The following is a 13,638-nucleotide window of genomic DNA, read 5'->3' as shown; positions in this document are numbered from 1 at the left end:
CGCCGGCTGCTGCCACGCCCGCGCGGCCGGTCTCGGGCAGCGTGAGCGCGTGGCCGTCGAAGGCCGGGTCGCGGCGGCCGGCCAGGGCGGAGACGAGAGTCGGGGTGAGGTCAGTCAGCTGGACCAGGCCCGCCTGGTGCGTGGAGTCGCTGATGACAAGACCCCCGGAGGTGCCGCGTGCGCTCCTCGTGCCCGCGGGCAGGACCGCCATCTGGGGGCCGGGGGCCTCGTCGTCGGCCAGGGAGGCGACGATGATGCGAGTACCGGGGCGCGACTGCTCCTGGACCGTGCGCAGGGCCTCGTCGAGGGCGGCGATCCGCTCGGCGTCGGTGGAAGCGGCGCTCGCGGTGTCGACGATGGTGAGGTCCGCGTCGGCGGCCAGGGCCTCGGCCACCGACGGCGCCACGGGGGCGGGCCTGGTCGCTGAGCCCCCCGGTGCGCCTGTGGCCAGCTGCGTGCCCGGGCCGACGGCCTGGATCGAGACGTCCTGCTCGAGCGCCCCGACCAGGGGGGTACTGCGGGGGATCGCGGTGGTGGGGCCGGCGCAGGAAGCGGACGGTTCGATGGCGCTCGCGCGCTTTCCCCGGCCCAGGGTGAGCCAGGCGTCGGCCGGGCAGGTGCGGTCCGCCGGGGTGCGCACGGACAGGTTCATCGGCTCGCGCCGCCGGGCGAAGGCCAGCAGGCGGTCGGCCGCCGAGCCGACGCCGGACGAGCCGGAGCTCTCACCGGCGCCTTCGCGGGAGGCCTGTGCTTGCAGGTCAGCCCAGGTGAGATTGTTCGTCGCCAGGACGACCACCGGCGCCGGCCGCGACGACGAGTGCGAGGCTAAGGCGGCATCGGAGGCCGGCGCCGACGCCGCCTGGGAGGCCGCCTGGGACGCCGGCGCTGCCTCGGATTCCGGCGCCGCCGGAGCCGCGGTGGCGAGGGCCGGCCCCACCACCGCCAGGATCATGCCGATGACCACCAGCAGCACGAGGACGTACACGACCCCGCGCACCAGGCGCTGTTGACGTCGTCGAGGTCTCACCCGACCAGCCTACGGGCCCTGGCCGCTCACAGGTACTGGCGGGCCACGGCGACCGCCTCCCCGCCATAACCCCCGCCGAAGAGGAAGGCGTGAATCATGAGGATGTGCCAGGAGTGCAGGCCCACCCGCTCACGCCAGCCCTCCGCCAGCGGCGAGACCTCGTGGTAGGCCGCGTAGATGCGATCCAGGTAGCGCTGCCCGAACACGCCCAGGGCCGCCAGGTCGGTCTCGGCGTGCGCGCCCTGCGCCATCGGGTCAATGAGCACGCCGACCGCCGTCGGCCCGCCGGCCGCAACGTCAACCGCTCCGCTGGGTGCCTGCCTGGGGTCGAGCTCCTGCGGCCCGAGGCCGGCCCGCGGCGGCGCCCACTGGGCGGCCTCATCGGCCGGGGTCCACAGGACATTGCCGCACCACAGATCCCCGTGCGTGCGGGCCACCGCGACCCGGGCGCCGCGCTCGCGGGCGCCGGCGCGCACGAGGGCCGGCTGGTCGGTGTCGAAGTCGCCGTCGCGCAGACGCTCGCACAGCCGCTCGACGATACGGGCCCCGCCCACGCTGATCGAGCCGTTGTCCCGACTGGGCTGCAGGTAGGGCAGGATCCGGTCCTCGGCGTAGAACTCGCCCCAGCGGCGCGGCTCGCCCTCCTCGACGGCGTGCGGCCGCAGCCGGATGTCCGAGCGGCCCATCTGCGCCCGGCCGTCCCACCCGGGAGGCGCCGCCCCGAAGGCCGGGGCGCCCGCGGCGTGGGTGACGGCCAGTGCTCGGCCGAAGGCCTCCGCCCCGGCCGGCGTCACGGCGGTCGTCGTCAGTCGCGGTTCCTCCAGCCAGCCCGGGCCGCTGGTCACCGGCACCACGTGCGCCCCGCCGTCGACCATCGCCTCGGCGAGCCAGGCCAGGCCCTGCGCCTCCAGGGCGGTGGAGACCGGGCCGTCGTCGTGCTTGCGGAAAACACTCATGGCCCCAGCCTGCCAGGACCGCAGCCGTCACGGGAGGGTGTCAGGAGACAGCATCCCGGTGGGGGAGTCCGGCTCTGGCCGGACCTGGGCTGTTCCCTCCTGACCAGGCCAAGCGGCGGGACCGGCCCCGCCAGTGAGAGCCCCTGTGTTCCACGGAGCAAGCCGCCACCGGCCCGACCGCCCGGACTGGCTACCCTGTGCCCATGACTGCTCCCGCTCCGCTCTGGTCCTTCCTGGGGCCGGCCGGCACCTTCACCGAGATGGCGCTGCGCCAGGTCGCCCCCGTCGATGTCGAGCTCGACCCCTGCCCGGACGTGCCCACCGCCCTGGACCACCTGCGCGAGCGCACGGTGGAGGCCGCCGTCGTGCCCATTGAGAACTCCGTCGAGGGTGGGGTCAACGCCACGCTGGACAACCTCGTGGCCTCCACGCCCCTGGTCATCGCCGCCGAGATGGCCGTGCCGATCACCTTCGTCCTGGCCGGCCGCCCCGGCACCCGCCTGGAGGACGTGCGCGCCATCTCCACCCACCCGCACGCCTGGGCCCAGTGCCGCGGCTGGGTCCACCGGAACCTCCCCGAGGCCGTGTACGTCGCCGGGACTTCCACCTCGGCGCCCGCCCGCGCGCTGGCCACCACCGAGGGGGACACCGGCTTCCAGGCCGTCCTGTGCAACCCGCTGGCCGCCAAGCAGTACGGGTTGGAGGTCATCGCCGGGGGCGTGGCGGACAACCCCGACGCCGTCACCCGCTTCGTCAAGGTGACCCGGCCCGGCCGCGTGGGCGAGCCCACCGGCGCCGACAAGACCACCTTGCTCGTCCACCTCCCGCACGACCGCTCCGGCGCCCTGCTGGACATGCTCGAGCAGTTCAGCGCCCGCGGCGTCAACCTCTCGCGCATCGAGTCCCGGCCCGTGGGCGACTCCCTGGGGCGCTACCGCTTCTCCATCGACGTCGAGGGGCACGTGCGCGAGGAGCGGGTCCAGGCCGCCCTCATCGGGCTGCACCGCACCTGCCCGGTGGTGCGGTTCCTGGGCTCCTACCCGCGGCTGGACGCCCGCCCGACGGCGGTCCTGGCCGGCACCAGCGACAAGGACTTCGTCGTGGCCCGCTCCTGGGTCGCCGACGTCCTCGACGGCCGCGCGCTCTAGCCGGGGCCCGAGCAGCCGCCCGGCCGTGCAGCCCGCCTGTACAACACCGGCATGCAGGCCTCGCTGTCGCGGTCGAGCCTTATGCCGCGCTGTCGAGGGTTGAGGGCACGACTGCGCGACCTACCCTACGACCGCGCGGACGCTTCACCTTGTGCCGGCGTCGCGGCGGCCCCGGTGGGGACATTCTGCGCGGCCGGGTGCGTGTCGTCCCGGGCGGGGGCATTCGACGCCGTCGGGGACAGGAATCCGGTCCCCGCACGCGCAGGTTGTCCCCGGCCGCGAGCAAAAGTCCCCGCACGCGCAGGATGTCCCCGTCGGCGAGCGCATGTCCTCGGCCGGGAGGCTGCGTCAGTGGACAGGTCAGTGGACAGGTGAGCTCGGCGTGCGTAAGGCTCGGGACGTGAGCTCCTCCGACGCCAGCACCGAGACGACCGCCGCTGCCTCCGCCTCTTCCGCCTCCTCCACTGCGCCCGCCGCGCTGCCCGGCCGCCGCGGCGCCGGCCCCTACCGGGTCGTCATGGTGTGCACCGGCAACATCTGCCGCTCCGCCATGGCCGAGGTCGTCCTGCGCGACCGCCTCGCCGCCGCCGGCATCCCCGACTCCGGGCCGGACGGCGTGACCGTCACCTCCGCCGGCGTCTCCGACGAGGAACGCGGCAACCCCATCGACTCCCGGGCCCGCCGCGTCCTGACCGAGGCCGGCTACGGCGTCGGCGCCGACGACGTCTCGCGCGCCACGGCCATCGCCATCGCCTCCCACACCGCCCACCGCGTCACCGACGCCGAGATCACCGAGGCCGACCTCCTGCTGGCCATGACCGACTCCCACTGGAACGTCCTCCAGCGCCGCGCCGGGGGCCTGGGGGCCGAGCCCGGCCGCATCCGCATGTACCGCGAGCTCGACCCGGCCTCCACCCAGCAGGCCGAGGCGGTCACCGCGGGCGGGTCCTCCCGCAGCGTCCTCAACGTGCCCGATCCCTGGTACGGCACCATGGCCGACTTCCTCGACACCCTGGAGGTCGTCGAACGGGTCAGTGACGAGCTCGCCGAGCAGCTCGCCGTGCCCCGCGACTGAGGCTCAGCGACTCAGTGCAGGCGCTCAGTGCAGGCGGTTGTCCAGCCAGCGCATGACGGCCTGAAGGTACTCGGCGCGCGCCAGCGGCCCGGACAGGGCCAGGTCGTGGACGCCCTCGGGGATCTGGCGGACGGTCACGTCGTCGCCCAGGTACTGGGAGCGGTCGATGATCTGCTCCACGTCGAGGACGACGTCGGAGCGCTGCGCCTCCTCCAGGCTCGCCTTGACGCCGCCACTGGCCGTTGAGCAGCACACGAGGATCGGCACCCGGATCCCCAGCCCGTGGTGGACCTCGCGCTGCAGGCGCCGGATCCCCGCCAGGAACCCGGCCCGCACCGGGAAGGACGGCGCCGGCTTGAGCGCCAGGTCCCAGTCCCACTCACCGCGCCAGCGCCGGTGCAGGGCCGCCACGTAGTTGTCCTCATCGCCGCTGCCCGGCTCGCCGATGACGCGCTCGGGGTCCCGGCGCGAGAGGAGGTCCACGAAGGCCGAGCCGTAGGAGCGCACCAGCGCCGACCCGCGCAGGTCCAGCCACGGGGAGTTGAGGACGAGCGCGTCCACGGTCCCGGGGTGGTCGGCCGCCCAGATGACCGCCTGCAGCCCGCCGGTCGAGTGCCCGTTGAGGACGACGACGTCGTGCCCGTGCTCGGAGCGGATGATGCGCAGGGCCTCGGCGATCTCCTCGTCATGGACGCGCAGGTCGCGCACGTCATGCGGGGAGGGGTGTCCGACACCGGCCCGCCCGCAGGCCCGCAGATCCAGCGCGTAGAACTCGAAGCCGGCGTCGAGGTAGGCCTGGGCCAGGTGGGTCTGGAAGAAGTAGTCGCTGCGGCCGTGCAGGTAGAGGACCGCGCGCGAGTGCCGGGGTCGGCTGGCCCGGCCGGCCGCCTCACGCTGGAAGACGAGCACGGCGTGGTCGGCGCCGGGCGCCTTCGTGGGTGACTCGGTCACCGGGATACGGCGGGCCACCCACGGCTCTCCCAGGATGTCGGGGGCGGTCGGCTCCAAGGTCGCACTCATGAGCAGATCCAAACACGTTGCCCTGTGCGGCGCGAGTAGCGGCGCCGACACGTGACCTGGGAATAGCCAGGATGTTGCGGGAGCACCGGTGGCGGGTGGACTGAGGTCCGGGCTGAGCGGTGGGTGATGGCCGGGTGGGGCGCACGTGCGGAGCGAGCGCGGGCCGGCCAGTGGGGCCCGAACGGCTCAGGCCGAAAGCCGGCCGGCCGGCGGGCCCCGTGCAACCCGGGTCGCACCGCCCCGCCCGGCCCGCCCGGCCCGGCTTGTCTCGCATTTCGGGAACGCCGTCGATGTGGGCGTGACCTCAGTCCCTTGAAGGTGGCCTCGCTTGCGTCGCCAAGGCGGTGCTGCGTAAGTTACTGGTGGCCATCCAGAGCAACCGAGAGACCTGGCTCGACGACATTGCAGCAACCCCCTTCATGGTGCGGGTGCTTCCGCCAGGAACGATGGAGGAATACGTGACAACCAGTGAACAGTCGACCGCCGAGTCCGGCCGGTCCGAAGACGGTGACGTGCCCGGCTCTCCAAGCGAGCCCATGATCTCCCTGCGCGACGTCCACAAGGTCTACCGCCTGCGCAGCGGCAAGGAGGTGCGCGCCCTGGACGGGCTCAGCCTCGACGTCGCCGCCGGCTCCATCCACGGCATCGTCGGCACCTCCGGGGCCGGCAAGTCCACGCTCGTGCGCTGCCTGACCTCTCTGGAGCGCCCCACCAGCGGCCACGTGAGCGTCGCCGGCCAGGACATGACCGCCCTGTCGTCCAGTCAGCTGCGTGAGGCCCGACGCCGCATCGGCATGGTCTTCCAGCACGCCAACCTCCTGGACCAGCGCACCACGGCGCAGAACATCGCCTACCCGCTGGCGCTCGCGGGCGTCCCCGGCGGGAGGCGCCACCCGGTCGTCAAGCGCATGCTCGACCTCGTGGGCCTGGCCGACCGCGGCGGCTCCTACCCCTCCCAGCTCTCCGGCGGCCAGAAGCAGCGCGTCGGCATCGCCCGGGCGCTGGCCGACGACCCGGCCGTCCTGCTGTGCGACGAGCCCACCTCGGCCCTGGACCCGGAGACCACCCGCTCCATCCTCGACCTCATCAAGAACGTCCGCGACACCCTGGGCCTGACCGTCATCATCATCACCCATGAGATGAGCGTGGTCCGCCAGGTCTGCGACTCCGTCAGCCTGCTCGAGGCCGGCAAGATCGTGGAGAGCGGCCGCCTGGAGGACATCGTGCTCGACGTCGACTCCCGGCTCTCACGCGAGATCGTGCCCTTCCCGAAGGTGCCCGAGGCCGCCGTCGCCCACGGGGAGAGCGTCATCGACGTCTCCATCACCGCCCACCCGGGCCAGCCGGCCGCCGTCGCCCTCATGTCCATGGTGGCCGAGCTCGGTGGGGACATCGCCGCCGGCGTCTTCGAGACGATCGGGCAGGCCCAGATCGGGCGCCTGGCCGTCACCGTCCCCGCGCCCGACACCGAACAGGCCGTGAGCACCCTGCGCAAGGCCGGTATTGCTGCGGAGGTCCGCTCATGAACTCGATCCTCCTTCCGCTGGCCCAGGCCGCTGCCGTGCCGAGCAGCCGCACCTGGTTCGACAACCCGGCCATCCAGAACAAGCTCGGCTACGCCCTCGTTGAGACCCTGGCGATGACCTTCGTCTCCGGGGCCATCACAGTCATCCTCGGGCTCCTGCTGGGGCTGGCCCTGGTCTCCACCGGCAAGCGGGGCCAGTTCCGCAACCCGACCCTGTACTGGGTGCTCTCCCAGATCGTCAACATCGGGCGCTCCATGCCCTTCATCATCCTCATGGTGGCCCTCATCCCGCTCACCCGGTTGCTCGTGGGCACCTCCCTGGGGTGGCAGGCGGCCTGCGTGCCGCTGACCATCGGCGCGATCCCCTTCTACGCGCGCCTGGTGGAGACGGCCATCAACGACGTCGACCGCGGCAAGGTCGAGGCCGCCCTCATGATGGGGGCCTCCGGGCGGCAGATCACCTGGGGGGTCCTCGTGCGCGAGGCCCTGCCGATCCTCATCCAGTCGGCCACCGTCACCATCATCACCCTCCTGGGCTACTCCGCCATGGCTGGCGCCGTGGGCGGCGGCGGCGTGGGTGACCTCGCCATCCAGTACGGCTACCAGCGCAACCAGGTGGACGTCATGGTCATCACCGTGGTCGTCATTGTCGGCATCGTCGGCATCATCCAGCTGGTCGGCGACATGCTCAGCCGGCTGGTGAACCACCGCTGAGGCGATCACCAGCCGGGTAGGCGCGCAGCCGCCCAGAACCGGGCAGCTGCGCCGTCGGCCCCAGCACTGTTCAAGACTTTCCTCTCTCCCGTCACTGGGGGCCGCCCGGCCCCGCGAAAGGAACCACCATGTCCTCCTTCATCTCCCGGCGCACCGTCATCGCCGGTGGCCTTGCCACCGCCGCCGCCCTCACCCTGGCCGCCTGCTCCAAGTCCGGTAAGGGCGAGGTCAAGGGCATCAAGGTCGACGGCGACACCGCCACGATCACCATCGGCGCCACCCCCAAGCCCCACGTCGAGATCCTCAAGTGGGTCCAGGACAACCTCACCAAGGGCTCCGGCATCAAGCTGGACATCAAGGAGATCAACGACTACCAGACGCCCAACTCCTCGCTGGAGGACGGCTCGCTGGCCGCCAACTTCTACCAGACCCCCAACTTCCTGGCTCAGCAGAACAAGGAGAAGGGCTACGACTTCGTCTCCATCGCCGACGTCCACATCGAGCCCATGGGTATCTACACCTCCAAGGGCTACAAGGACGTCAAGGACATCAAGGAGGGCGGCACGATCGTCCTCAACAACGACCCGGCCAACACGGCGCGTGGCCTCAAGCTCCTGGCCCAGGCCGGACTCATCGAGCTGGACAAGTCCGCCGAGCTGCCCAGCGACACCGACGTGACCTCCAACCCCAAGAAGCTGAAGTTCACCACGGTTGACGGCGCCCAGGTCTACAAGTCGATGCCCGACGCCGAGGCCGCGGTCATCAACGGCAACTACGCCATCGACGCCGGACTGAACCCCAAGAAGGACGCGCTCGTCCTGGAGAAGGGCGGCAAGGACTCCGAGTACCCCAACCAGCTCGTCGTGCGCAAGGAGGACAAGGACAACGAGCACCTCAAGAAGCTCGCCAAGCTCCTCAACGACGAAAAGCTGCGCGACTACATCAACAAGACCTGGCCCGACGGGGCGGTTGTCGCCGCGTTCTGACGTCGGAAGGCTGCGGCTGAGGGCCGGTTGAGGGTCCGTGCGCGGGGCCGGTTGTGGTTGGTCGAAAGGCCGACTGCGACCGGCCCTTCGTTCTGGTGTGGGCGGGGTGGGGTGCGTGGGTGGGCGGATGTGCGGCTCGGGCGGGTGTGGCGGTTGAGCGCGCGCGGCGTGGTGAGGCGAGGGCATGCGGTGTTGGTGGGTGCACTTCGCGCGTTCGGGGACATGTCGTCGCGGGCGGGGACGTTCGACGCCGTCGGGGACGGGAATCCTGTCCCCGAACGCGTGGGCTGTCCCCGGCTGGAGCTGACCGCATCCGGCCGCGCGGAATGTCCCCCGCCGTGCTGACCGTGGGGCCGGTTGTCATCATCTGTGGACAGTTCTCGGTCTGCGGGCCCGGGAGCCGAGGCGGCCGCCTAGGTTGATCCGCGGACGTCCGACGGCGTCCAGCGATACCTGCGGATTCACAGGGGAGAGGACGGCGCAGGGCCATGGCAGCTCGACGTGAACGGACACAGTCGGACCGGTCGGCTCAACCAGTTCGGGGACGCACGACCGGGGGCCTCGGGCGCCCGGGCGGCACGGATGGGGAGGGAGACGTTGCCTGCGTCGGGGGAGAAGGTGGCCCGGTCGCTGTCGAGGCGTGCGATCTGCGCAAGTCCTTCCCGACCCCCGGCGGGGAACCGATCGAGATCCTGCACGGCATCTCCTGCGCCATGATGCCGGGGCGGATGACGGCGCTGGTCGGACCCAGTGGCTCGGGCAAGTCCACGGCGCTGCTGTGCCTGGCCGGGCTGGAGCCGGCGACGTCGGGGCGCGTCTCGCTCATGGGGCGCGACCTCGGCGGGCTCCCGGCGGCGCGGGGGGCCGAGCTCTACCGCGACCGGGTGGGCTTCGTCTTTCAGGCCTACAACCTCGTGCCCTACCTGACGGTGCGGGAGAACATCACGATCTCCGACACCCTGGCCGGCCGGCGCCCCGACTCGGCGCGGGTGCGGGAGGTCCTGGCCGGGCTGGGACTGGAGTCGCGCGCTGACGCGGTCGCGACCACGCTCTCGGGCGGTGAGCAGCAGCGCGTCGCCCTAGGGCGGGTCCTCTACCGCCGTCCACCGGTCGTCTTCGCCGACGAGCCCACCGGGGCCCTCGACACCCGCTCGGCCGCCTTCGTGCTCGCCGAGCTGCGACGCCTGGCCGACGACGGGGCCGCCGTCATCCTCGTGACGCACGACCTGGGGGCCGCTGCCCTGGCGGAGACCGTGCTCATCATGCGCGATGGCCGTATCGTCGACCGCCGCCGCGGTGCCACTCCCGACGAGCTGCTGGCCGCCGTCAATCAGACGGGAGATGCGGCATGACCCGCTACACGCTGCGCGCCCTGGCTACACAGTGGCGGGCCTGGTCGGGGACGGTGGCGGTGCTGGCCCTCGCCGCCGGGCTCATCAATGTCTGCCTGGTGCACCGCATGACCGTCACCCGGCCCGACGTCGTCGCCGCGGCGCGGGCGGCGGGCGTGGACCCGGCCGAGCTCACGGTTCCGGGCGTCTCGGTCGCCTTCTACACGGCGATGGTGACGGTTCCGGTGGTGGCCGTCGTCGGGCAGTCCTGCGTGCAGGCACTGCGCACGAGCTGGGCCCTGTGGCGGCTGGCCGGCGCCCTGCCTCGCCAGGTGCTCGCCGCCGTCCTCGCCACCGTGGCGGTGCTGGGACTGGTGGCCTGTGTGCCCGGGATCCTGCTGGGGCAGGTGGCGGCCCAGCCCTTCGCCTCGGTGCTCACCCGTCTGGCGGCCGCGCGCATGGGGCGCATCGAGGTCGCCCAGACCCCGACGACGCTCCTGCTCACCGTGGTGGTCGTGGTCGCCGTCGCGGTCCTGGGGGCCGTGGGCCCGGCGCGCGCCGCGGTGAGGACGCCCGCCGTGGAGGCGGTTCGCGATGCGGCCCCGAGTGGGCGACGGCGCATGGGTGTGGGGCGACGGATCCTGGCCGGACTCTGGGCGCTCGCATGCGCGGGGCAGCTGCTCCTCGCTTTTCTGGCTCCGCCGGGAAGGAAGATCGACGGATGGCCGACCGGTGGGGGCCAGGCGATCCTGGCATCGCTCCTGCTCGCGGTCCTCGTGGTGCTGCTGGCGCCCGCGCTCATCCCGCGGCTGCTGCGGCTGTGGTCGGCGCCGCTGGCGCGGCTGGGTGGACCGTGGCTCATTGCGCGGCGTTCGGCGCTGTGGCGCAGCGAGTCGTCGGCGAGTGCCATCGGCCTGCTGGCCCTGGCGATCTCCTTCACCGCGGCACTCACGACCAGTCTCGCCACGGGGCAGGCGGTGGTGGAGGCGGCGCGCCTGAACGTGGCGATCAACCAGGTGGACTCGCTGGTGCTGGCGACGATCCTCGGGGCCGTGGCGCTGCTGGGGGCCGTGGCCGTCGTCGGCATGTCCTCCCGGTCCCGGCAGCGTGAGCTCGCGGTGCTGCGCTGCGCCGGGAGCACGGTGCGCGGCGTGTGCCGGCAGGTGGTCGTCGAGGCGGGCCTGTACGTGGGGACGGCCCTGCTGATCTCGCTCGTGCCGCTGGTGGTGACCACGGCCGGCGAGTCCCTTTTCTACGTCAGGGCGGGGATGCCGCTGGTAGTGCGCCCCGGCGTCGGGCCAGTGCTGCTGGTGGCCCTCCTGTCCTTGCTGGCCCTGGTCGCGGTGCTACTCGCTCCGATCCGGGGCGCCACCCGGACCCCGATCGGCACCGTCCTGGCGGCCGAGTGAGACGGGCTGGAGTAGGTCGAGCAGAGGCCGCTGGTTGCCTGGGAATCGCGGTCGTCCCCAGGCCTCGCGAGCCGCTCTGGGGTTCAGGTCTCGGGGCGTAGGGTACGGACGCAACGGGGAGGAGGGGCGCTGGTGTTCGGTGCAGAGCGTGGTTCGTCGTCGGCCATGAGGATGCGGATCGACTGGCGGACGTTGGGGGAGTGGGTGCGCCAGCCGGCGCCCGCGCAGGCCGGCCCCGGCATCCTGTCCACGCTGCTCCTCATCCTGTGCGCCACCTACCAGGGCGGCATGATTGGCAGCGCGGTGCTGACCGGCCGCGTCGGCGACGGCGGCCTGGTTGCAGGGATCGCCCCGACCAGAATCGGTTCTGCGATTCTCATTCTGGCGGCCATGGGGTCCACGGCGCTCCTTACTGCGCGACGCAGGTACCCGCTGGGGGTCTTCCTGATCGAGTGTGCCGTGTACGTGGTGGCCTCGGCGCTGGGGCTCAACAACTTCTTTCTCTTCCCGATGCTGGTGGCACTGGGGAGTGCGGTGAGCCGGCTCCCGCTGTGGCAGCACCTCGCGGTGATCGGCGCGGCCTGCCTCATGGCGACGGCCAGCGCGGTCCTGGTGGCCCCGCCCGGGGTCCTGATGGAGGAGTGGCTCAGCCAGGTGGTCGCGGTCCTGCTGACGGTCATCGCGGCAATGATGGCGCGCAGCGTCGCGAACTGGCGAGCGGCGCAAGCCGGGGCCAAAGCCGAGCGGGAGCGCTTCCGGGCGCTTCGGGCCGAGCGCGACCGCGCAGTGAGCCGGGCCGGTATCGCCGCCGAGCTGCACGACTCCGTGGGGCACGGCCTGACCACGATCATCGCCCTGTCCGAGGGGCTGGCCGGTGGCGCCGACCCGGAGATCGATGAGGCGCTCGGCGGCATCAATGAGGTGGCGCGGGAGTGCCTGGAGCAGACGCGCCGGGCGGTGAGAGCGTTGGCCGACGGCGAGGGTGAGCTGGCGGAGTCGCCGGGCCGGGACGGTGCCGGGCACCGATCCTGGGATGAGATCAGGAGCGTCGTCGGCAGGGTGAGGTCGCTGGGCGTCACGATCGTCTTCACTGAGACCGGGCAGCGGGCCGACGACGCCGGGCAGGCCGACCTGTGCTTCGCGCTCACCCGGGAGGCGCTTACCAACGCGGTGCGGCACGCGCCCGCGCTGTCGCAGGTGCAGGTGTCCTGGGACCACGGCGAGTCGGCGGTCACGGTGATGGTTCGCAACGACGGCTCCTCAGGTGGCAGAGGCGGGGAGGGCGATGGCCGCCGTGGTGGACCCGCGGAGGGTACCGGCTTGCTGCGGTTGCGGGCCCGGGTTGAGGCGGTGGGAGGCTCGCTGGACTGGAGGCCCGAGTCCGACGGCGGCTGGTGGGTTGCGGCGACGGTGCCGAGAACTCGCGGTGAGGGCTGAGGCGTGGGCGCGGAGTCGGAGGAACTGAGGCCGACGTCGGTCATGATCGTGGATGACCAGCGCTACGCGCGCCTGGGGCTGGCACTCATGATCCGCAAGGCGCCGGACCTGCACGTGGTGGCGGAGGCCGGTGACGGGCAGGAGGCGCTGGAGATCCTGGAGGGGCTGAACCGGTCAACGGGGCTGCCCGACGTCGTGCTCATGGATGTGCGCATGCCGGGAATGGATGGGATCAGCGCGACCCGGGCGATGGCGCGGCGGTTCCCGACGGTGAAGGTTCTGGTGCTGACCACCTACGACGAGGACGACTACGCCTTCGGGGCTTTGGAGGTGGGGGCCTCGGGGTTCCTGCTCAAGGATGTGCGCGCGGCGCAGCTGGCTCAGGCGGTGCGGGCGGTGGCACAGGGCGATGCGGTGCTCACGCCGCGCGTCACCAAGGAGCTCATTGCGCGTGGGGTTCCGCGGGCGCTGTCCGGTGCGCAGCGCGAGGGGCTGCGGGAGAGGTTCGGGGTGCTGACGCCTAGGGAGCTCGACGTAGCCCGGCTCATTGCGGAAGGCATGTCGAACGAGGAGATCGCCGAGCGGCTCGTGCTGCAGCCCGCCTCCGTGCGCCGCAACGTCAGCCGCATCCTGGCCAAACTCCACCTGCGCGACCGCGTCCAAATCGCCGTCGCCTGGTACAAGAGCGGCGGTTGAGATGTGTTGTGTCCTCGCGGCCGGGGACATCTTTGTGCGGGCGGGGGCGTTCGACGCCGTCGGGGACGGGAATCCTGTCCCCGAACGCGTGGGCTGTCCCCGTCTGGAGCGGCCCGCACCCGGCCGCGCGGAATGTCCCCGCCGGCGTCGGGTGGAGGAAACCCTGTGAGACATAGTGGCCGATGCCCAGGCGATGGGCGCCTATGACGAAGACTCTGCTGAGGCGCACCAAGTCCTCGAGGACCTCCGCTCCCAGGACTGACTTTCAGGGTTCGCTTCTTGTGTCGATGGCTATGATTGTTCAGTAGTGCCCG

At 72.1% G+C, this 13,638-nt stretch carries 11 protein-coding genes and 1 pseudogene; 9 read left to right on the top strand and 3 right to left on the bottom strand.

Features of this window, described 5'->3' with window-relative positions; genetic code table 11:
* Positions 1 to 1,027: pseudogene (locus tag HMPREF3165_RS02765) on the bottom strand (hypothetical protein); the annotation flags it as partial.
* A 26-nt stretch (positions 1,028 to 1,053) separates the two neighbouring features.
* Positions 1,054 to 1,983: a fructosamine kinase family protein gene (locus HMPREF3165_RS02760; RefSeq protein ID WP_070510697.1), complete on the bottom strand. Its 930-nt coding sequence runs from the start codon at positions 1,981 to 1,983 to the stop codon at positions 1,054 to 1,056.
* Positions 1,984 to 2,186: 203 nt separating this feature from the next.
* Between HMPREF3165_RS02760 and pheA the strand changes: the two genes are divergently transcribed.
* On the top strand, positions 2,187 to 3,131 hold the full coding sequence (gene pheA / locus HMPREF3165_RS02755) for a prephenate dehydratase (protein ID WP_020992039.1): 945 nt from the start codon (positions 2,187 to 2,189) through the stop codon (positions 3,129 to 3,131).
* 517 nt (positions 3,132 to 3,648) lie between these two features.
* Entirely contained in the window at positions 3,649 to 4,206 is a 558-nt protein-coding gene (locus tag HMPREF3165_RS02750; RefSeq protein ID WP_176746988.1) for a low molecular weight protein-tyrosine-phosphatase, read from the top strand.
* 24 nt (positions 4,207 to 4,230) lie between these two features.
* On the opposite strand, the gene HMPREF3165_RS02745 is transcribed toward HMPREF3165_RS02750, so the two are convergent.
* Positions 4,231 to 5,226, bottom strand: a complete 996-nt coding sequence (locus HMPREF3165_RS02745; protein WP_003788219.1) for an alpha/beta hydrolase — start codon at positions 5,224 to 5,226, stop codon at positions 4,231 to 4,233.
* Between the two features lie 362 nt (positions 5,227 to 5,588).
* Here HMPREF3165_RS02745 and HMPREF3165_RS02740 point away from each other — a divergent pair, with 362 nt between their 5' ends.
* The 7 genes from HMPREF3165_RS02740 to HMPREF3165_RS02710 all read left to right on the top strand — a co-directional run bounded on the left by HMPREF3165_RS02740 (position 5,589) and on the right by HMPREF3165_RS02710 (position 13,324).
* On the top strand, positions 5,589 to 6,752 hold the full coding sequence (locus HMPREF3165_RS02740) for a methionine ABC transporter ATP-binding protein (RefSeq protein WP_070510710.1): 1,164 nt from the start codon (positions 5,589 to 5,591) through the stop codon (positions 6,750 to 6,752).
* Positions 6,749 to 7,465, top strand: coding sequence for a methionine ABC transporter permease (locus HMPREF3165_RS02735; RefSeq protein WP_070510695.1), 717 nt, complete (start codon positions 6,749 to 6,751; stop codon positions 7,463 to 7,465). Before HMPREF3165_RS02740 ends, HMPREF3165_RS02735 begins: the two co-directional genes overlap by 4 nt.
* Before the next feature lie 128 nt (positions 7,466 to 7,593).
* A complete protein-coding gene (locus HMPREF3165_RS02730; RefSeq protein WP_070510694.1) occupies positions 7,594 to 8,451 on the top strand; it encodes a MetQ/NlpA family ABC transporter substrate-binding protein in 858 nt (285 codons plus the stop codon).
* 488 nt (positions 8,452 to 8,939) lie between these two features.
* Positions 8,940 to 9,803, top strand: a complete 864-nt coding sequence (locus HMPREF3165_RS02725; RefSeq protein WP_370991889.1) for an ABC transporter ATP-binding protein — start codon at positions 8,940 to 8,942, stop codon at positions 9,801 to 9,803.
* Complete coding sequence (locus HMPREF3165_RS02720) at positions 9,800 to 11,191, top strand: FtsX-like permease family protein (RefSeq protein ID WP_009406706.1); 1,392 nt, start codon at positions 9,800 to 9,802, stop codon at positions 11,189 to 11,191. Before HMPREF3165_RS02725 ends, HMPREF3165_RS02720 begins: the two co-directional genes overlap by 4 nt.
* Positions 11,192 to 11,323: 132 nt before the next feature.
* Complete coding sequence (locus HMPREF3165_RS02715; RefSeq protein WP_256274811.1) at positions 11,324 to 12,628, top strand: sensor histidine kinase; 1,305 nt, start codon at positions 11,324 to 11,326, stop codon at positions 12,626 to 12,628.
* A gap of 3 nt (positions 12,629 to 12,631) precedes the next feature.
* Positions 12,632 to 13,324 carry a response regulator transcription factor gene (locus HMPREF3165_RS02710; protein ID WP_083303164.1) on the top strand — a complete coding sequence of 231 codons (693 nt, stop codon included), beginning with the start codon at positions 12,632 to 12,634 and terminating at the stop codon, positions 13,322 to 13,324.
* Positions 13,325 to 13,638 lie beyond the last annotated feature (314 nt).

This window comes from Actinomyces sp. HMSC08A09 (assembly GCF_001807465.1).
Lineage (GTDB): Bacteria > Actinomycetota > Actinomycetes > Actinomycetales > Actinomycetaceae > Actinomyces > Actinomyces oris.
This window is presented reverse-complemented; position numbering and strand designations above follow the sequence as displayed.